Origin of the sequence: Sphingomonas sp. 3P27F8 (assembly GCF_005502745.1) — a bacterium.
Taxonomy (GTDB): Bacteria; Pseudomonadota; Alphaproteobacteria; order Sphingomonadales; family Sphingomonadaceae; genus Sphingomonas.
Map to the genome: position 1 here is coordinate 25,859 of NZ_SCNL01000008.1, position 18,072 is coordinate 43,930.

Here is an 18,072-nt window from a genome sequence, read left to right on the forward strand (position 1 = left end):
CGGGCGGACGCTGTAGGGCCGCCCGCATTCCCACATCTTGAGGTACGAACATGGGTTTCCGCTGCGGCATCGTGGGCCTGCCCAACGTGGGCAAGTCCACCCTTTTCAACGCGCTGACCGAAACGGCAGCTGCGCAGGCCGCGAACTATCCGTTCTGCACGATCGAGCCAAATGTCGGCAATGTCGGCGTCCCCGATCAGCGGCTGTCTAAACTGGCGGCAATCGCGGGATCGGCCAAGATCATCGAGACGCAGCTGGCCTTCGTCGATATTGCCGGCCTGGTGCGCGGGGCATCGAAGGGCGAGGGGCTCGGCAACCAGTTCCTCGGCAACATCCGCGAGGTGGATGCGATCGTCCATGTCCTGCGCTGTTTTGAAAACGGCGATGTGACCCACGTCGAGGGCAAGGTCGATCCGATCGCCGATGCCGAAACCGTCGAGACCGAGCTGATGCTGGCGGACCTGGAAAGCCTCGAAAAGCGCGTGCCTGCCCTCATCAAGAAGGGCCAGTCCGGCGACAAGGAAGCGAAGATCGGCGCGAGCGTGCTTGGTCAGGCGCTCGCGCTGCTGCGCGAGGGCAAGCCCGCGCGCCTGACTGCGCCGAGTGACGTGGAGGAGGAACGCGTCTTCGCGCAGGCGCAACTGCTCACCGCAAAGCCGATCCTCTATGTCTGCAACGTGGAGGAGGAGAATGCCGCGACCGGCAACGCCCATTCCGCGCGCGTATTCGATAAGGCCGCAGCTGAGGGCGCGGAGGCCGTTGTCGTTTCCGCCGCGATCGAGGCGGAGATCGCGACGATGCCACCGGAGGATCGCGGCGAGTTCCTGTCCGAGTTGGGCTTGGCCGAAACCGGCCTCGCCCGTGTGATCCAGGCCGGCTACAAGCTGCTCCACCTGCTCACGTTTTTTACGGTAGGGCCAAAGGAGGCTCGTGCCTGGACCGTCCCGGCCGGATCGAAGGCGCCGCGCGCGGCCGGCGAGATTCACACCGATTTCGAACGCGGCTTCATTCGCGCCGAAACGATCGCCTATGACGATTATGTCGCGCTCGGCGGAGAGGCTGGCGCGCGCGAGGCGGGCAAGCTGCGGCAGGAGGGCAAGGAATATGTCGTCCATGATGGCGACGTGATGCTGTTCCGCTTCAACGTCTGAAGTTGCCACGGACGATTGCCGGTTGGCATGATCGGGCGGCGGCTGATCGGAATGCGTCAAACCGCGCCGACATCGGCAATTGCGCCTTCCGCCCGTAACGTGGCGGGCGTAAGCGCTATGGCATGATCGGTCGCTCCGTTGTGCTCGCAGCGCTCGCCGCCCTTGCCGGCTGCGCTTATCCCAATACGCCGCGCGCCTTGCCGCCCGCAAATCAGCCGGCGCGTGGCACCGTTGCTGCCGCGGCGGTCGCGCAGCGCGCGCCCGTCACTATCCTGATCTCGATCGATGGCTTCCGCCCCGACTATCTCGATCGCGGCGTGACGCCGACCCTGTCGCGTCTGGCCGCGACAGGGGTGTCAGCAGCGATGCGCCCGTCATTTCCGTCCAAGACATATCCAAATCACTGGACGCTCGTCACCGGATTGCGCCCCGATCGTCACGGCATCGTCGCCAACAACATGGAGGACCCGGGCCGCCCCGGCGAAAAGTTCACCATGGCGACGGACGATCCGTTCTGGTGGAATGTTGCAGAGCCGATCTGGGTGACCGCGCAGAAGGCGGGTATCCATAGTGCCGCGATGTTCTGGCCCGGCGCGAACGTCGCCTGGGGCGGCACCCGCGACAGCGAATGGCCAAACACGGTGCGCAACGGAATGCGCCCTGATGACTGGCAGCAGTTTACCCAGCAGATGCCGGGCGAGAACCGCGTGCAGGCAGTGATCGACTGGCTGCGTCGCCCCGCCGCGACGCGCCCCGGCTTCGTGACGCTCTATTTTGACACGGTGGATACCGCCGGGCACCAATTTGGCCCCGCAAGCGACAAGGTGACCCAGGCGGTGGGCGAGGTGGATCGCTGGATCGGCGATCTGATCGGTGGGTTGGTGCAGCTAGATCAGCCCGCCAACCTAGTGATCGTCTCGGACCACGGAATGGCGCCAACTTCCAGCGAGCGCGTGATCGCGCTCGACAAGCTCATCAGCGTGGACGATGCGCGTATCGTCGAAGCCGGGCCCTACGCCACTTTCGAGCCGGTGCCGGGCCGCGAACGCGCCGTGGAAGCCGCGCTCCTCAAGCCGCATGCGCACCTCACGTGCTGGCGCAAGAGCGATATTCCGGCGCGTTTTCATTACGGCGCAAACGTGCGCGTTCCACCGTACTTCTGCCTTGCCGACGATGGCTGGCTGACAGCGAAGACGGGCCCGAAAGAGGCCTTTTCAAAAGGCGAGCACGGCTATGACAACGACCAGGCCGACATGCGCGCGCTGTTCATTGCCAATGGCCCGGCCTTCGCCCGTGGCCGTAAGCTGCCGTCTTTCGACAACGTCGATGTTGCCCCCTTGCTGCGCGATCTGCTCCACCTTCCAGCCGGCGCCGGGCTGGACGGAAACGATGCGCCATTCCATGAGGTGCTCGACAAACGATGAGCAGAGGGCGGCGAATGCAGTATTTCGAGGATATCGCAGTCGGCACGAAGGCGAGCTTCGGCAATTATCAGGTAACGCGCGAGGAAGTGATCGAGTTCGCCGGGAAATACGATCCCCAGCCCTTTCACCTTTCCGACGAGGCCGCCGCGCAGACGCATTTCGGGCGGCTTTCGGCCAGCGGCTGGCATACCTGCGCCATGGTGATGTCGATGATTGTGGAGAACTTCAAGAATCATCAGCAGGCAGGGCTCGGCTCACCCGGCGTGGATGAACTTCGCTGGCGGAAACCGGTTTATCCCGGCGACACGCTGCGCTGCGAAACCGAAATACTGGAAAAGCGACAATCGCAAAGCCGCCCCGAAATGGGCATTTTCAAGAGCCGGATGACGGTGTTCAATCAGCACGACGAGCCGGTAATGACGATGATCTCGAATGGCCTGATCCGCACGCGTCAGGAAGGATGACAAGCACGGCCGCCATAAGGCGGCGCGCCTTGTCACATAACTAGGTCGCAGTCGCGAACGGCAGCGGCGCGGAGTTTAGTACGGTCCCGAACTAACCTCGCGGCCCCCGCCCTCCGCGACCGCCGGAATTTCCGCCGCGCGGACCGCCGCGGAAGTCGTGCCAGTTCGGGCGAGGACTGGGTCGCACGCCTTGCCCCTGGCCGTTTCCAGTGCGGCCGCGCCAATATCCATCACCGCGGCCCTGCCAATATCGCCGCTGATCGTCATTCCAGCGGTACGGCCGCCGCCCGCGATCGTAGACGTAGACGCCGGTGCCGGGGTAATAATAGTCGCCATACCAGCCCCAGTATCCCGGGCCGTAGCCGTCATAATAATTCGCGCCATAATAGGGCGCGCCATACCCCATCGAGACGCCCGAGTATCCGTAGCCATCGGTACAGCCGGCCACAGCGACGCCAGCGGCGCCGATCACGGCCAATAAAGCGATCCTGCTCCGATCCATTTTCGTTCTCCAAACCGCGGTCGAATCGCTATCAAGCAGCGCCGGTTCACGGTCGAATGACAGACTGCGTATGAAGCTTTTCACACGCTTCAATCCGCGTGAACGGGTTTTGCTCCCGCCGCGCTGAAGCCGCGCTGAACTGAAGTGTTCTCTCCCGTTCAGGATCGGCGCCACAGCAGCCAGTTAGTGGCCCGGAAATGCAACCAGCGCATCAACCTTCACCCCGTCGGCAGCGAGCGCCGCGGCGCCACCCAGGTCCGGCAGGTCGATCAGGAATTGCGCTTGGCTGACGTTCGCGCCGGCCTTGCGGAGCAAGCGGATCGCGGCGCGTGCGGTGCCGCCGGTGGCGATCAGATCGTCGACGAGCAGCACCCGCTGCCCGGGCACGAGCGCATCCTCATGCATTGCGATGCGATCGTGGCCATATTCCAGCGCATAATCTTCCGCGATCGTTGCGCCCGGCAGCTTCCCATCCTTGCGGATCAGCAGCACGCCGGCCTTGAGCGGCACGGCAAGGGCGGCGGCGAACAGGAAACCGCGCGCCTCGATTCCGGCAACCAGATCGACCGCGCCATCGGTCGCCGCCGCCATCCGCTCAACACATGCGGCCAGACCGGTCGGAGAGAGCAACAGCGTGGTGATGTCACGGAACTGGATACCCGGCTTCGGAAAATTCGGGATCGTGCGGATCAGCGCCCTGAGATCGTCATTCACCTGCATCTCCAACGAAGCGTGTGCGCCATATCAACACATAAGCTTTCTAACGCGAGACGGCGGCCGGGGTTCGCACCACGACCGCCGCTTCATCCAAGCCCGCCCTCCGCGCCGCGAAGGGACGGGTCATCCTCAATGCTTAATGTCGCGCCACACGTTCTGATACGCGCCCCACGCCAGGAACACGAAGATCAGCAGGAACACGACCGTCGCGAAACCCGCGCCATGGCGCGATTCGAGATTTGGCTCGGCGGTCCAGCTCAGGAAGGCGGCTACGTCGCGCGCCATCTGGTCCTTCGTCGCCTTGGTTCCGTCGGCATAGGTGACCTGGCCATCCTGCGTGAGCGGCGGCGGCATCGCGATGTTCAGGTTCGGGAACACCGGATTGTAATGCAGCCCCTTGGGCGTCACCGATCCAGGGAATTTCTTCACCAGCTCCGCGGGCTGATCGCGATAGCCGAGCAGCAGCGCATGGACATAGTTCGGCCCATCCTCGCGCGCCTTGGCGATCAGCGAGAGATCGGGTGGCAAGGCATTGTTGTTCGCAGCGCGGGCTGCGATTTCGTTGGCGAACGGCGACGGGAACGGATCGGCCGGCACGTTCTTGCGGGTGGCGGGTTCGCCGGTGTCGGGGTTGATCGTCGGCTGTTCGATCGCCCAGCCCTGCGCGATCGCCTTAACCTGCCCGTCGGAATAGCCGATCTTGGTGAGGTCACGGAAGTGAACATACTTCAGCGAGTGGCATGCGGAGCAGACTTCCTTGTAAACCTGCAACCCGCGCTGGACCTGCTGGCGATCGAAGGTGCCGAACACGCCGGCCGATTTCAGCCCGGCGCTTTCCGGATGAATGCGGAACACATGCTCGGCCGATTCCGGCGCTGGATCGGTGATCGCGGTCTTTACCGTGCCGAACAGCGCGAAGCCGAGCGCCGCCACGAATGCCGCGCCGATCAGGAGTGCGATGGTACGAACCATTGTCTTTTCAGTCCCCTGTTCGGCTCAATGCGCCAGCGCCGGTGCGGCGTGGTCGGTTTCCCCGTGCTTCCCCAGCACGGCTGCGGTGATTGAGGTGGGCAGCGGGCGCGGACGCTCAGAACGCGACACCCACGGCAACACAATGAGGAAGTGCGCGAAGTAATAGATCGACGCGATCTGCCCGAGAATCACGTTGCGCGCGATCGGCTCCGCCCCGCCCACATAGCCGAGCACCAGCACGTCTACGAGCAGCACTGCCAGAAACCAGCGATACGTAGGGCGATACTTGGCCGAGCGCACCGGCGACGAATCCAGCCATGGCAGGAAGAACAGCAGCAGGATCGAGCCGAACATCGCCAGCACGCCCCACAGCTTCGCCGGAATCCACAGGAAGTTGAAGGTGAACGACTTCAGGATCGCGTAGAACGGCAGGAAGTACCATTCGGGCACAATGTGCGCCGGGGTCGAGAGCGGGTTCGCCTCGATATAATTGTCCGGGTGGCCGAGCAGATTCGGCGCGAAGAACACCAGCAGCGCGAAAACCAGGAAGAACACGCCGACGCCGACGCCGTCCTTCGCGGTATAATAGGGATGGAACGGCACCGTATCCTGCTCGCCCTTCACGTCCACGCCGGTCGGGTTGTTAGAGCCCGGGATGTGCAGCGCCCAGATGTGCAGGATGATGACGCCCGCGATCACGAACGGCAGGAGATAATGGAGCGAGAAGAAACGGTTGAGCGCAGCGTTGTCCGGCGCGAATCCGCCCAGCAGCCAGATACGCACCGTCTCGCCCACGCCCGGTATCGCCGAGAAAAATCCGGTGATGACCTGGGCGCCCCAGAAGCTCATCTGACCCCATGGCAACACATAGCCCATGAACGCGGTCGCCATCATCAGCAGGAAGATGACGACGCCGAGCAGCCACACCATCTCGCGCGGCGCCTTGTACGAACCGTAATAGAGTCCGCGACCGATGTGGACATAGACCACCGCGAGGAACATCGAGGCGCCGTTGGCATGCGCATAACGCAGGAACCAGCCGCCGTTCACGTCACGCATGATGTGCTCGGTCGAGCCGAAAGCGACGAGGGCGTTCGGCGCATAATGCATCGCCAGCACCACGCCGGTGATGATCTGGCACACGAGCGCAACTCCGGCGAGCACGCCGAAATTCCACCAGTAATTAAGGTTGCGCGGCACAGGATAGCCGGCGCCGATCGAATTGTAGACGAGGCGCGGCAGCGGCAGCTTCTCGTCGAGCCACCGCATCAGCGGCTGCTTCGGCTCATAATGTTTGGCCCAGGGAAAGCTCATCGTGCGCTACCTCAACCGACCGTTACGGCCGTGTCAGACGTGAAGGTGTAATCGGGAACGTGCAGGTTGAGCGGCGCCGGTCCCTGGCGGATGCGTGCGGCGGTGTCGTAGGCGGAGCCGTGGCACGGGCAGAAATAGCCGCCGAACGGCCCACGATTCTCGCCCTCGCCCGCGCCCAGCGGCACGCAGCCGAGATGGGTGCACACGCCGAGCGTGATGAGCCAGTTCTTCTTGCCCGGCTTGGTGCGCTGCTCCAGCGTCTGCGGATCACGCAGAGCGCTGACGGGCACGGCGTCCGCCTCCGCGATTTCCTTCGGCGTCAGGTTGCGCACGAACAGCGGCTGCTTGCGGAAGATCGTCTTGATCGCCTGCCCCGGCGCGATCTTGGAAAGATCGACCTCGGTGGTCGCCTGCGCAAGCACGTCGGCGGAGGGATTCATCTGGTTGATGAGCGGCAGGACGATCACGCCCGCGCCGACACCCGCCCAGGCTACCGCGGCGATATTGATGAAGTCGCGGCGGCGGGGGTCGTGGCCTTCCTCGAGGTAGGGGGCTGGGTTCTCACCCGGGGGAATCGTGTCTTCGACCGTCGCCATTCGCTAACCCTTGTCCCTTCCTTCAGGACGGGTGCACGGTTTCGGATCGAAATCCCCCACGCCCGCCTTTCTTCACCCCCGTCCCCACGGAGTTCCGGGGCCTGATAGCCGCGCCCCCCGCGCCTGCCAACAGCATTTTATGCAATAACACGAAGCTTGTCGCCGCGCTCTTCCGCAAGAAACGGTCGCGCGGTAATCGCCCGGCCATGCGCATCGCTCTCTACCAGCCCGATATCGCGGGGAACGTCGGCACGATCCTGCGGCTCGCCGCTTGCATGGGCGCAGAGGTCGATCTGATCGAGCCGATGGGCTTTCCCTGGAGCGATCGCGCGCTGGCGCGGGCGGGCATGGACTATGCCGCCGCCGTCGAAGTGAAACGCCACGCTGACTGGAGCGCATTTCTGGCGCAGACCAGCGCCCGGATCGTGCTTGCCACCACGAAGGCGGCAACACCGCTGCCGGAGGTGCGGTTCGACGCAGCGGATGTGCTGCTGTTCGGTTCGGAGGGTGCCGGCGTACCCGACAATGTCCATGATCGTGCGGACGTGCGGGTGCGGGTGCCGATGCGGCCGGGATTCCGCTCGCTCAACGTCGCGGTATCGGCCGCGATCGTGCTGGGCGAGGCGCTGCGCCAGACCGGCGGCTGGGCGGGATAACGCCGCCGGCCGCCGGCCCGATTCGCACCCGCTGATTATTGTGCCGCCTCGGCGTAGCGGCTGACCATCGCCGCCAGCCGGCCGTCGATGATCTCCTCGGCCTCGGCGACGATCCGATCGACCAGCTCCTTGACCGTCGGAACATCATCGATCAGCCCCTGCACCATCCCGGCGGACCAGATGCCGCCATCGGTGTCGCCGTGCTGCATCGCATCCTGCCCGCGCTTGCCGGCGACGAGATGCTGGATGTCGCTGAACTGCGCCCCGCCCGCGCGCTCGATCTTCACCACCTCGTCGGAGACGGCGTTCTTCATGACACGCGCAGTATTGTGAAGCGTGCGGAAGATGAGGTTGGTCGCGCGCTCGTCATTCTCGACCATCTTCTGCTTGAAGCTGTCGTGGATCTGCGCCTCCTGCGTCACGCAGAAGCGCGTGCCCATGTTGATGCCGTCCGCCCCGAGCGCAAGCGCGGCGACCAGCCCGCGCCCGTCCGCGAAGCCGCCGCTCGCCAGCATCGGGATCTTCAGCTTGCTCGCCGCCGCCGGGATCAGGATCAGGCCGGGAATATCATCCTCGCCGGGGTGGCCGGCGCATTCGAAGCCATCGATCGAGATCGCATCGACACCCTTGCGCTCCGCCGACAATGCGTGGCGAACGCTGGTGCATTTATGCACGATCTTGACGCCCGCCGCCTTGAACATCGCCCATTGTTCCGCGACCGCAGGTGTGCCGGCGGTTTCGACGATCTTGATCCCGGCATCGATGATGACCTGCGCATAGGCATTGTAATCAGGCGCATTGATCGTCGGAAAGACGGTGAGATTCACCCCGAACGGCTTGTCGGTGAGATCCTTGGTCCGCTGGATCTCCCTGGCCAGTTCCTCGGGCGACGGCTGGGTCAGCGCGGTGATGAAGCCGAGCGCGCCGGCGTTCGCGACAGCGGCGACCAGCTGCGCCTTGCCCACCCATTGCATCCCGCCCTGCGCGATCGGATACTCGACCCCGAACGCCTCGGTGAACCGCGTCTTCAGCATATCCCTCTCCACATCGCCGCCCTTCGCGGGCGCTGCCGTAACATATGTTACGCTTAATCGCAGAGCGGTCGCAAGCCCCTTGCAGCCTGCGGCGCACTCGCCATCAAGCGCGCATCACCAATTTGGTGCGCCGATCGCCTGCCAGCCGGACCGCGGACGGATCTGGCTCTCGCTACGATAGTCAACATCCTCCCAGCCCAGTTCCTTGAACTCTGCGCGGCGCGGGCCGAGATAGCCGAACAGGAACGCGGCGACCTTGCGCATCTGGATTTCTTCCGCGCCCTCGGTGATACGGTAGCGACGGTGATGGCGATAGATGTGCTCGAACGGCTTGTGCCGCGAATAGCCGATGCCGCCATGCACCTGCATCGCACGGTCGGCCGCCTCGCAGCAGAGGCGATTTCCCCAATAGTTGCACATGCTCACCTTGTCCGAAAGGCGGATTTCCACCTCATGGTGCGGCATCTGATCCATCTCCCACGCGGTCTTGCGGATCAGCAACCGCAGCATCTCGGCCTGCGTGGCCAGTTCGACCAGCGGAAACTGGATCGCCTGGTTTTTCGCGAGATCCTCGCCAAACGGCTTGCGCTGGCGGGCGTAGCGGATCGCCTCCTCGATACAGTAAGTCGCGGCGCCGAGCGATGAGGCCGCCTGGCGGATGCGATTCTCGTGCACGAATGCCTGCGCGATCGGCAGGCCGTTCTCCTTCTCGCCGAAGATCGCCGTCTCGGGCACCCACACGTCCCTGATCGACATCCGCGGATGATCGGTCGGCATGTTGAACGTCCAGAGATATTCCTCGACGACAACACCGGGGTCGTCGGTTGGCACGAGGAAACAGGTGATGCCGCGCGCCGCGCCATCCTCGCCGCTGGTGCGCACATAGAGCGCGCAATGCGTCGCCACATGCATGCCGGTGATCCACATCTTTTCACCGTTGATGCGATAGCCCGGCACGCCATCGCGCACCTCCGGTACGCCGCGCGTCTCCATATGGGTTGCATCCGAGCCGTGATACGGCTCGGTCAGGCCGAAGGCGACGCGGCGCGTCCCATCCAGCGTGCCCTTGATGAATTCCTCCCGCTGCGCATCGGTGCCGAATTTCTTGAACATCTTGGCATAGGGATTGTTGGCGACGATCGAATGCTCGTTCTGCAGATCGTTGTGCAGGCCAAGCCCCTTGGCCGCCAGATACTCGCGGATCACACACATCCACAGGTTGTTGCCGCCCTTCCCGCCAAACTCCGGCTCCATCGCGAAGCGGAAATGCCCGGCCTTGTCGGCGCGGCGCTTCGCCTCACGCAGCAGCTCCTCCCACTCGTGACGCGGCAGGCCGCCGTTCTCGAAGTCGGTACGCGCCCATTCACGGCGGTGATCGAAGAAGCGGACATTGTCATCTGCCTCTTCCAGCGGCTTGATTTCGGCCTCGATGAACGCGTCCAGTTCGGCCAGATAGTCCACCAGTTCCTGGGGAAGCGCGAAATCCATTTGATCCTCTCCGATCTAAGTCTAGTGTTTTAGTGACCGAGACGATGGCAGGACGACAAGCGAAAAATGGGTGACGTTGCCGAAAGATTGACTGCGCTGGCTGCAAAACTGGCCGGGCCGGGCGCGCATATCGCCGATCTGTCGTTGCTCACCGGCGGCGCGAGCATGGAGACCTGGGCCTTTTCGGTTTCCGACGCGGCGGGCACGGCGCAGCCGCTGATCCTGCGGCGCGGCAGCTCGGCGCTGGCAAGTCATCCCGGCAACAAGCCGCCGCTCAGGATCGAGGCGGAGCTGATCGCCGCCGCCATCGCCCACGGCGTGCCCGCGCCGCAAGTCGTTCACATCTGCGACCAGGCAGACGGGCTTGGTGAAGCTTATATCATGCGCCGCATCTCGGGGGAGACACTGGGTAAGCGGATCGCGACCGATCCTGCCTTTGCGCCCGCCCGTGCGGTTCTGGCGCGCCAGTGCGGCGCAGCGCTCGCGCGCATCCACGCGACCCCGCCGATCGAGGGGCTGGCCGCGCTCGACAGCCGCACCACCCTGACCAATTATGAGGAGACATGGCGTGCCTCGGGCCTGATCCGCCCAACGATCGAGGCGGCTTTCCGCTGGCTTGAGCGGCGCGTGCCCGAAAGCACCCAGCTGACGCTGGTGCACGGCGATTTCCGCAACGGCAATCTGATGGTCGACCCCGAACGTGGTCTTGCCGCCGTGCTGGACTGGGAACTGGCGCACATCGGCGATCCGGCGGAGGATCTCGGTTGGATATGCACGAATAGCTGGCGATTCGGGCAGCCGCGGCACCGTGTCGGCGGGTTCGGGGATCTGGGCGATCTGCTGGCGGGGTACGAAGCCGCCGGGGGCACCCGGATCTCGCCCGAGCGGGTCGATTTCTGGCAGATGGTCGGCAGCCTCAAATGGGGGGTGATGACGACGCTGATGCACGCGCGCTGGGCCGCCGACCCCGCCGCCGGCCCGGAACGCGCCGTGATCGGGCGGCGCCTGTCGGAAACCGAGGCGGATATCGTCGCCATCATCGAACGGAGCGCCGCATGATTACGCATCCCACCGCACAGGCGCTCGTGGAGGGCGTTGCCCGCTGGCTGCCCCTAGATGGCAGCGCGAGCGGGTTCACACTACGCGTTGCGCGCAACGCGCTGGAAATTGCCGCGCGCGATATGGCGCTGGGCCCGGCGGCGGATGCACGTGCGGCGACGCGCCTGGGCGCGCTGCTTGACCAGGAAGGAACAGACCGCGACGCGCTCGATCGCATGCTGGTGGAGGCGCTGCGCACAGGCCGGATCGCACCGGAGGACGAGCGGCTCATCGCCCACTTGCATGCGTGCGCAATCGACGCGCTCGCGATCGACCAGCCGAAATACGCTCACGAGCTGGACTGAACTGTCCCATCAGTCCCGCGGCGGGACGCCATCCTACTGATCTTAACCTTTTATTATCTCAGGCCGCCACGCACAGACCATCCTGTCAAACAGGAGGTCCAACCCATGAAGAAGCTCGCATTCGCTACCGCGGCCGCTGCCGCCGCGCTCGTCTCGGTTCCCGCGTCGGCGGCGACGACGATTCATCTCGTCCCCGTTCTCGGCACGCTCAGCGGCGCATTCGGCAACCTGCACCCGCGCGGCTCGGGCACGGACGTCTATCACTTCACCGTTCCCACGGCAGGTGATGTGTTCGGCTTCGTCGGGTCGGTCGGCCTGCGCATCACGCTCAGCAACCTCGATTTCACCAAGGTCACGCTGAACGGCGTCGATTTCGACATCAACAGCACTGGCATCATCGAGAATCGCACGATCAGCCTGCCGGTTGTCGCCGGCCTCCAGACGCTGTCGATCGGCTACAAGAACGCGCAGGCGTTCTCCAATTACGGCGGCTTCGTCACTTTCACCGCAAATGGCGCGGTGCCGGAACCGGCGACCTGGGCGATGATGATCCTGGGCATGGGCGCGGTCGCCGGCGCGATGCGCTATCGCCGTCGCACTTCCGCGACCGTCCGCTTCGCCTGATCGCGCAGCCGGACTGAGAATACGGGCCGTCCGCATCATGCGCGGGCGGCTCCTTTTTCTTGCCCTCTGGACATTCACGTCCTTTGCCGCGAAGTGGCTCGCGACGACAGATGGAGACGATGATGGCCGGGATGGGCGCGTTCGATTGGTCCGATCCGTTTCTGCTCGATGAGCAGTTGAGCGAGGACGAGCGGATGGTGCGCGATACGGCGCGCGCCTATGCTCAGGAAAAGCTCGCACCGCGCATCATCGATGCCTTCGCGCACGAGCATACCGATCCGGCGATCTTCCGCGAGATGGGCGCGCTCGGGCTGCTTGGGCCGACCGTGCCGGAGGAATATGGCGGCGTCGGCGCGTCCTATGTCGCCTATGGTCTGATCGCGCGTGAGGTGGAGCGGATCGATTCGGGCTATCGCTCGATGATGAGCGTGCAGTCGAGCCTCGTGATGTATCCGATCAACGCTTATGGATCGGAAGAGCAGCGGCGCAAATATCTGCCCAGGCTCGCCAGCGGCGAATGGATCGGCTGTTTCGGCCTGACCGAGCCGGACGCAGGCTCCGATCCGGGCGGGATGAAGACCCGCGCGGTCAAGACCGCCGACGGCTATCGTATCTCCGGCAGCAAGACGTGGATCAGCAACGCGCCGATCGCGGATGTATTCGTGGTCTGGGCAAAATCCGATGCGCATGGCGGCGGTATTCGCGGCTTCGTGCTTGAAAAGGGCATGAAGGGACTCACGGCTCCGAAGATCGAAGGCAAGCTATCGCTACGCGCGTCGATCACCGGCATGATCATGATGGATGACGTGGAGGTCGGCGAGGACGCGTTGCTGCCCGAGGTTCAGGGGCTGAAGGGCCCGTTCGGCTGCCTGAATCGCGCGCGCTACGGCATTTCATGGGGCGCGCTGGGCGCGGCCGAATTCTGCTTCCACGCCGCGCGCCAATACGGCCTTGATCGTCATCAGTTCGGGCGCCCGCTCGCCGGAACGCAGCTCTTCCAGAAGAAACTGGCCGACATGGAAACCGAGATCGCGCTGGGCTTGCAAGCCTCGCTACGCGTCGGGCGGCTGATGGACGAAGGGCGGTTCGCCCCGGAAATGGTGTCGATCGTCAAGCGCAACAATGTCGGCAAGGCGCTGGATATCGCCCGTGCCGCGCGCGACATGCATGGCGGAAACGGCATTTCCGGCGAGTATCAGGTGATGCGCCACCTGATGAACCTCGAAACGGTCAACACCTATGAGGGTGCGCATGACGTGCATGCGCTGATCCTGGGCCGCGCGATCAGCGGCATCGCGGCGTTCTGAACAAGGGCGGCGCCGGCCAGCGCCGCCTTCGCGCCTTTCGGATCAGAAGCGCACGCCGACGCCGGCGCCAAACACCAGCGGGTTGATGTCCGCGTGTACGCTCTGCCGCCCGATCGCGGTGGTATCGAGTCGCGCGTTCGTATGCATATCGATATATTTGACATCTAGATTGACGAACATCTTCCTCGAAATGTCCACGTCAACGCCCACCTGCGCAGCCCAGCCAAAGCTGTCGCTCATGCGCACCTTCGTGGTGCCCACCGCCGCCTGCAACTCATCCGATGCGCTGGAATTCCAGAAGATAGAATAATTGATCCCCGCGCCGACATAGGGCCGCACCGCGCCCTTCGGATCGAAATGATATTGCGCAGTCAGCGTTGGCGGCAACACCCAACTTGAGGCAAGCTTGCCGATCGCGCCAGTCGCGCCGCCAGTGCCCGATACATTGTGCTTCGTGGTCGAAGCGATCAGCTCGAAACCGATATGGTCGGTCGCCATATACGTAAGATCGATTTCCGGCATCACCGCATTGCCCACCGCGACCCTCTCGTTCGGGAACGCAGGGGTGATTCCACTCGACTTCTCGTTCGGCATCACGGTGATCGCGCGCAGCCGCACCAACACGTCGCCGGCGGCGATCCCCTGCCGATCCTGCGCCATCGCCGGTGCTGCGAGTAGCATGCCGGCCACCAGCGCCGCCCCGATCATTCCCTTCATCCTGTTCCTCCGTTGCTTGCCGATACCGCTATCCGTTGCGGCCGGAGGAAGGGCATTGCGCTCGATCAAGCCGCGGCTTGACTCGGGTCAAACGGTGATAACTGGCCCGGAATGCGTCATCGCGGGAGCGTCAGATGTGCCGCTTTTCCAGTTTCCGGGCGAGCGTGCGCCGATGGAGGCCGAGCCGGCGCGCGGCCTCTGAGATGTTGAAATCGGTATCCACGAGGGTCTGGTGAATATGCTCCCACTCCAGCGTCTTGATGCTGGTCGTGCGCGTCGTGATTCCGGCTTCCGGATCGCCCTCGACCCGCGCAAACGCCGCCTCGATATCATCGGTATTGGCGGGCTTGGTGAGATAGTTGGTCGCGCCGAGCTTTATCGCCTCCACCGCGGTGGCGATGCTGGCGAACCCGGTCAGCACCACGATCCGCATCGCGGGATCGATCGTGCTGAGTGCCTGCACACATGTGAGCCCCGATGCGCCGCCGCCGAGCCTGAGATCGATCACAGCATGATCGGGGGCAAAGCGGCGCGCCACTTCCTCCAGCCGCTCCGGGCCGTTGAGCACCTCCACGGCATAGCCGCGTCGCTCGAACGAGCGCCCCAGCGTGCGGGCGAACACCACATCGTCCTCCACGATCAGCAATCGGCCGGTGTTCATGCCCGTTTCTCCAGCGACAACGCCGCGAGCGGCAGCCGCAACGTCACCACCGCACCAGCGCGCGCATCGTTCCGCGCCGCCAGCGATCCGCCGAGGGTTCGCAGCACATTGCTGGCAAGAAACAGTCCAAGTCCAGCGCCGCGCCGATCCTTGCTGCTCTGGTAGGGCCGACCGATGCTGTCGAGGAATTCGGTAGGGAAACCGCGCCCGTCGTCGTGCGCCGCGATCACGATTTCCTCCTCGCGATCCGCATTCTCGTCCAGCGCGAGCGTAAGCGTGATGCGCGCCGCACCAGCCTCGACTGCGTTATCGAGCAGGTTGACAAGCGCCTGCGCCAGCGCGCGATCAGCGACGATCGGCGGATCGCGCCACAGGCAATCGTCAAGTCTCACCAGTTCCGGTCGCCCCCAATCCTCGACGATCCGGCCGATGAAGCGGCGCAGCGTGGTGCGCGCGGGCGCTTCCCCCGTCACTTCACCGGCGGCGAACAGGATACCGGCGAGAATCTGCTTGCACCGCGCGACTTCCGCCTCGAGGTCCGCGATCTCGCCGGTCAGGCGCGTGAAGCCTCGCGCCTGCGCCTCTTCGCGCCAGTCCCCCAGTGTGACCGACAGGGTGGAGAGCGGCGTGCCGAGTTCGTGCGCCGCGCCGCTCGCGAGCAACCCCATGCGCACGATCTGTTCCTGTTCGGCCGCGCGCTGGCGCATCGCGGCGAGATGCGCGTCGCGATGGCGCAGGTTACGCGAGCCGCGCGTCACGAACAGCACCGCGAGCACCGCGGCGAGCGTGAAGTTGAACCAGCTTCCGACCAGATATGGCGCGGACAGGCTGCTGGCATATTCGGGCGGCAGCGGCAGTGGCCGGTTAACGACCGCAAGCAGCGCGAACGCCGCGCTCGTCACCGCGACGAGCAGCCACGCCGACCATACTTCCAGCAGCACGGCGCCGAGCACCACTTGCAACAGGAACAGGGTGACAAACGGATTGGTGGCCCCGCCCGAAAACGCGAGCTGGACACTCAGCGCAGTCACGTCGATCAGCAGCGCGCCAAGCAGTTCCGCGTTGGTGACGAGGAATCGAGAGGTCGCGAATTGAGCGAGGTTGAGCGCGACCAGCCCGGCAAGCGTTGTCAGCATCGGCGCCAGCGGCAGGCGGATGCCCATCCCGAAATCAACGAACAGGATCGTCGCGAGTTGACCGCCCACCGCCAGCCAGCGCAGCAAAATCAGCAGAAGAAGATTGCGGCGCGCGGCCTCGTCCGGACGTGGGGCGCCGATCACCGCGCCTCACTCCGCCAGGCGCGCGCGGCCAGCACCGTGAGCAGCGCGGCCATAGCAAACCAGGTTAGCGCATAGCTTAGATGGCTGTTGCGGAAGGCGATGACGGTCAGCCCGCCGCGCGGCCAGCGCTCGCCATTCCGCCCGGCGTCGATGAACCAGCCTGCCACCGGCCCAAGCCGCTTCGCCGCGGCGATCGCGTTAACGTCGCGCGAATACCAGCGATCGGCAACCGGATCGTTGGTGCGAAGGAAGCCGCCGCCTGGCTCATCGAGGCGCAGCAGCCCCGTCACGCGTGCAACGCCGCTCGCGGCCGGGGCATGGCCGCGCATATCCGTTGGCACGAAACCGCGATTGACCAGGATTCGGCCGCGGGCCGTTTCGAGGGGGGTCATCACCCAGTACCCCGCGCCCAGCACCGTGATCGCCTGAACATAGCTGTCACGCGCGGGTAGCCAGCGACCCTGCGCGACGACGCGGGTATAGGTATCCGCAGCAGTGGCGCGATAAGTGGCGGATGGCGCGGGCACCGGCGCGGCGGCGAGCTTCGCGTCCACCTGCCGGATCAGCGCCAGCTTCCATTGCAGCCGATCGAGCTGCCACACGCCGAGCGCGACAAAGCCGAGGATAGCGGCCACCGTGAGCAGCCGGACGAGAAGCGACTTCATGACGCTCGCCCGCGCCGCGATAACGGCGACCCGGGCCGGAAGAATGCTGCGGGCCGCGCCCTTCTCACATCCCGCTCATGTCCATCGAATGCGGCGCGCCATGCGACTCGGTCGGCATCGGCGGCATCATATAGTGATTCATGTTTATCATCACCCACAGCGAGCCCGCCAGCGCGATCACCACGATGATGATCGTGAAGATCAGCGCCATCAGCGTCCAGCCGTTCTCCGACTTCGCGTTCATGTGGAGGAAGTAGATCATGTGAACGACGATCTGCACCACCGCGAACACCATGATGATCCCGGCCGTGATCGTCTTGTCCGCGATCGCCCCGCTCATTACGAGCGCAAACGGGATGGCCGTGAGCACAAGGGACAGGAGGAAGCCGGTAACGTAGTCGCGCCTTGTGCCGTGCGCGCCGCCGCCCGCGCCATGCTCGTCGGCTTCGTGATGATGCGCGCTCATGCCATCGACCCCAGCAGATAGACGAAGGTGAAGACGCCGATCCACACGACGTCGAGGAAGTGCCAGAACATCGACAGGCATTCCAGCCGCCGCACGTTCGCCGGAATCAGGCCCTTGCGTGTAACCTGCACCATCAGCACAACCAGCCAGATCGAGCCGAAGAAGACGTGCAGCCCGTGTGTGCCGACCAGCGCGAAGAAGCTGGAGAGAAACGCCGAACGCGATGGCCCGGCGCCTTCGTGGATCAGATGGTGGAATTCGAACAGCTCGATCCCCAGAAACCCAAGGCCGAACAGCAAGGTGACCAACAGCCAGCGCAGCGCCGCTGCCTTTCGCTGCTCATGGGCCGCGATCATGGCGAAGCCGTAGGTGATCGACGAAAACAAGAGCAGCGCGGTGTTCAATGCCACCAGCTTCAGGTCGAACAGTTCGTGGCTGGTCGGGCCGCCCGCGAAGTTGCGCCCGTAAACGCCCCAAGACGCGAACAGCATCGCGAAAATCAGGCAGTCGCTCATCAGATAGAGCCAGAAACCCAGCATCGTGCTGGATCCGCTCTCGTGATGATGCGGCTCGGTTTCCCAATAGACGGGCGCGCCGTCTGCGGCGGCGGTCAGGTTGGTATGCGCCATGA

General features: G+C 64.5%; 21 protein-coding genes. 8 read left to right on the forward strand and 13 right to left on the reverse strand.

The window, feature by feature from the left end; genetic code table 11:
- The first annotated feature begins 50 nt into the window (after nucleotides 1-50).
- From ychF to FFS35_RS10885, 3 genes are all read left to right on the forward strand, one after another.
- Nucleotides 51-1,151 carry a redox-regulated ATPase YchF gene (ychF, locus tag FFS35_RS10875; protein WP_137787120.1) on the forward strand — a complete coding sequence of 367 codons (1,101 nt, stop codon included), beginning with the start codon at nucleotides 51-53 and terminating at the stop codon, nucleotides 1,149-1,151.
- Nucleotides 1,152-1,273: 122 nt separating this feature from the next.
- Nucleotides 1,274-2,575 carry an ectonucleotide pyrophosphatase/phosphodiesterase gene (locus FFS35_RS10880; RefSeq protein WP_137787121.1) on the forward strand — a complete coding sequence of 434 codons (1,302 nt, stop codon included), beginning with the start codon at nucleotides 1,274-1,276 and terminating at the stop codon, nucleotides 2,573-2,575.
- 14 nt (nucleotides 2,576-2,589) lie between these two features.
- Nucleotides 2,590-3,039, forward strand: coding sequence for a MaoC family dehydratase (locus FFS35_RS10885; protein ID WP_137787122.1), 450 nt, complete (start codon nucleotides 2,590-2,592; stop codon nucleotides 3,037-3,039).
- Nucleotides 3,040-3,130: 91 nt separating this feature from the next.
- On the opposite strand, the gene FFS35_RS10890 is transcribed toward FFS35_RS10885, so the two are convergent.
- The 5 genes from FFS35_RS10890 to petA all read right to left on the reverse strand — a co-directional run bounded on the left by FFS35_RS10890 (nucleotide 3,131) and on the right by petA (nucleotide 7,140).
- Complete coding sequence (locus FFS35_RS10890; protein WP_137787123.1) at nucleotides 3,131-3,541, reverse strand: hypothetical protein; 411 nt, start codon at nucleotides 3,539-3,541, stop codon at nucleotides 3,131-3,133.
- A 183-nt stretch (nucleotides 3,542-3,724) separates the two neighbouring features.
- Nucleotides 3,725-4,261 (reverse strand): adenine phosphoribosyltransferase, encoded by a 537-nt coding sequence (locus FFS35_RS10895; RefSeq protein ID WP_171007597.1) that lies wholly within the window; start codon nucleotides 4,259-4,261, stop codon nucleotides 3,725-3,727.
- Between the two features lie 126 nt (nucleotides 4,262-4,387).
- A complete protein-coding gene (locus tag FFS35_RS10900) occupies nucleotides 4,388-5,230 on the reverse strand; it encodes a cytochrome c1 (protein WP_137787125.1) in 843 nt (280 codons plus the stop codon).
- Nucleotides 5,231-5,254: 24 nt separating this feature from the next.
- Nucleotides 5,255-6,544, reverse strand: coding sequence for a cytochrome b N-terminal domain-containing protein (locus FFS35_RS10905; RefSeq protein WP_137787126.1), 1,290 nt, complete (start codon nucleotides 6,542-6,544; stop codon nucleotides 5,255-5,257).
- Between the two features lie 11 nt (nucleotides 6,545-6,555).
- On the reverse strand, nucleotides 6,556-7,140 hold the full coding sequence (gene petA / locus FFS35_RS10910) for a ubiquinol-cytochrome c reductase iron-sulfur subunit (RefSeq protein WP_137787127.1): 585 nt from the start codon (nucleotides 7,138-7,140) through the stop codon (nucleotides 6,556-6,558).
- A gap of 206 nt (nucleotides 7,141-7,346) precedes the next feature.
- Here petA and FFS35_RS10915 point away from each other — a divergent pair, with 206 nt between their 5' ends.
- Complete coding sequence (locus tag FFS35_RS10915) at nucleotides 7,347-7,796, forward strand: tRNA (cytidine(34)-2'-O)-methyltransferase (RefSeq protein ID WP_137787128.1); 450 nt, start codon at nucleotides 7,347-7,349, stop codon at nucleotides 7,794-7,796.
- Nucleotides 7,797-7,831: 35 nt separating this feature from the next.
- On the opposite strand, the gene FFS35_RS10920 is transcribed toward FFS35_RS10915, so the two are convergent.
- Nucleotides 7,832-8,830 carry a nitronate monooxygenase family protein gene (locus FFS35_RS10920; protein ID WP_137787129.1) on the reverse strand — a complete coding sequence of 333 codons (999 nt, stop codon included), beginning with the start codon at nucleotides 8,828-8,830 and terminating at the stop codon, nucleotides 7,832-7,834.
- 114 nt (nucleotides 8,831-8,944) lie between these two features.
- On the reverse strand, nucleotides 8,945-10,318 hold the full coding sequence (locus FFS35_RS10925; protein ID WP_137787130.1) for an acyl-CoA dehydrogenase family protein: 1,374 nt from the start codon (nucleotides 10,316-10,318) through the stop codon (nucleotides 8,945-8,947).
- A 66-nt stretch (nucleotides 10,319-10,384) separates the two neighbouring features.
- On the opposite strand from FFS35_RS10925, the gene FFS35_RS10930 reads away from it, so the two are divergent.
- The 4 genes from FFS35_RS10930 (at nucleotide 10,385) to FFS35_RS10945 (ending at nucleotide 13,652) form a co-directional block, all read left to right on the forward strand.
- Nucleotides 10,385-11,377: a phosphotransferase family protein gene (locus tag FFS35_RS10930; RefSeq protein ID WP_137787131.1), complete on the forward strand. Its 993-nt coding sequence runs from the start codon at nucleotides 10,385-10,387 to the stop codon at nucleotides 11,375-11,377.
- Complete coding sequence (locus FFS35_RS10935) at nucleotides 11,374-11,721, forward strand: DUF6285 domain-containing protein (protein WP_137787132.1); 348 nt, start codon at nucleotides 11,374-11,376, stop codon at nucleotides 11,719-11,721. The genes FFS35_RS10930 and FFS35_RS10935 overlap by 4 nt, the downstream gene beginning before the upstream one ends.
- A gap of 105 nt (nucleotides 11,722-11,826) precedes the next feature.
- Complete coding sequence (locus FFS35_RS10940; RefSeq protein WP_137787133.1) at nucleotides 11,827-12,345, forward strand: FxDxF family PEP-CTERM protein; 519 nt, start codon at nucleotides 11,827-11,829, stop codon at nucleotides 12,343-12,345.
- 122 nt (nucleotides 12,346-12,467) lie between these two features.
- Nucleotides 12,468-13,652 carry an acyl-CoA dehydrogenase gene (locus FFS35_RS10945; RefSeq protein ID WP_137787134.1) on the forward strand — a complete coding sequence of 395 codons (1,185 nt, stop codon included), beginning with the start codon at nucleotides 12,468-12,470 and terminating at the stop codon, nucleotides 13,650-13,652.
- Nucleotides 13,653-13,694: 42 nt separating this feature from the next.
- Here the strand turns inward: FFS35_RS10945 and FFS35_RS10950 are convergent, their stop codons facing one another.
- From FFS35_RS10950 to cyoC, 6 genes are all read right to left on the reverse strand, one after another.
- The gene (locus FFS35_RS10950; protein ID WP_137787135.1) at nucleotides 13,695-14,369 is read right to left on the reverse strand and encodes an OmpW family outer membrane protein; all 675 of its coding nucleotides are present in this window, start codon (nucleotides 14,367-14,369) and stop codon (nucleotides 13,695-13,697) included.
- 130 nt (nucleotides 14,370-14,499) lie between these two features.
- A complete protein-coding gene (locus FFS35_RS10955; RefSeq protein ID WP_137787136.1) occupies nucleotides 14,500-15,030 on the reverse strand; it encodes a response regulator transcription factor in 531 nt (176 codons plus the stop codon).
- Entirely contained in the window at nucleotides 15,027-16,310 is a 1,284-nt protein-coding gene (locus tag FFS35_RS10960) for an ATP-binding protein (protein ID WP_349290322.1), read from the reverse strand. Before FFS35_RS10960 ends, FFS35_RS10955 begins: the two co-directional genes overlap by 4 nt.
- Nucleotides 16,307-16,975 carry an SURF1 family protein gene (locus FFS35_RS10965; protein WP_137787137.1) on the reverse strand — a complete coding sequence of 223 codons (669 nt, stop codon included), beginning with the start codon at nucleotides 16,973-16,975 and terminating at the stop codon, nucleotides 16,307-16,309. The genes FFS35_RS10960 and FFS35_RS10965 overlap by 4 nt, the downstream gene beginning before the upstream one ends.
- A 64-nt stretch (nucleotides 16,976-17,039) precedes the next feature.
- Complete coding sequence (gene cyoD / locus FFS35_RS10970; protein ID WP_137787138.1) at nucleotides 17,040-17,441, reverse strand: cytochrome o ubiquinol oxidase subunit IV; 402 nt, start codon at nucleotides 17,439-17,441, stop codon at nucleotides 17,040-17,042.
- On the reverse strand, nucleotides 17,438-18,070 hold the full coding sequence (cyoC, locus tag FFS35_RS10975; protein WP_137787139.1) for a cytochrome o ubiquinol oxidase subunit III: 633 nt from the start codon (nucleotides 18,068-18,070) through the stop codon (nucleotides 17,438-17,440). Before cyoC ends, cyoD begins: the two co-directional genes overlap by 4 nt.
- Nucleotides 18,071-18,072: the final 2 nt, after the last annotated feature.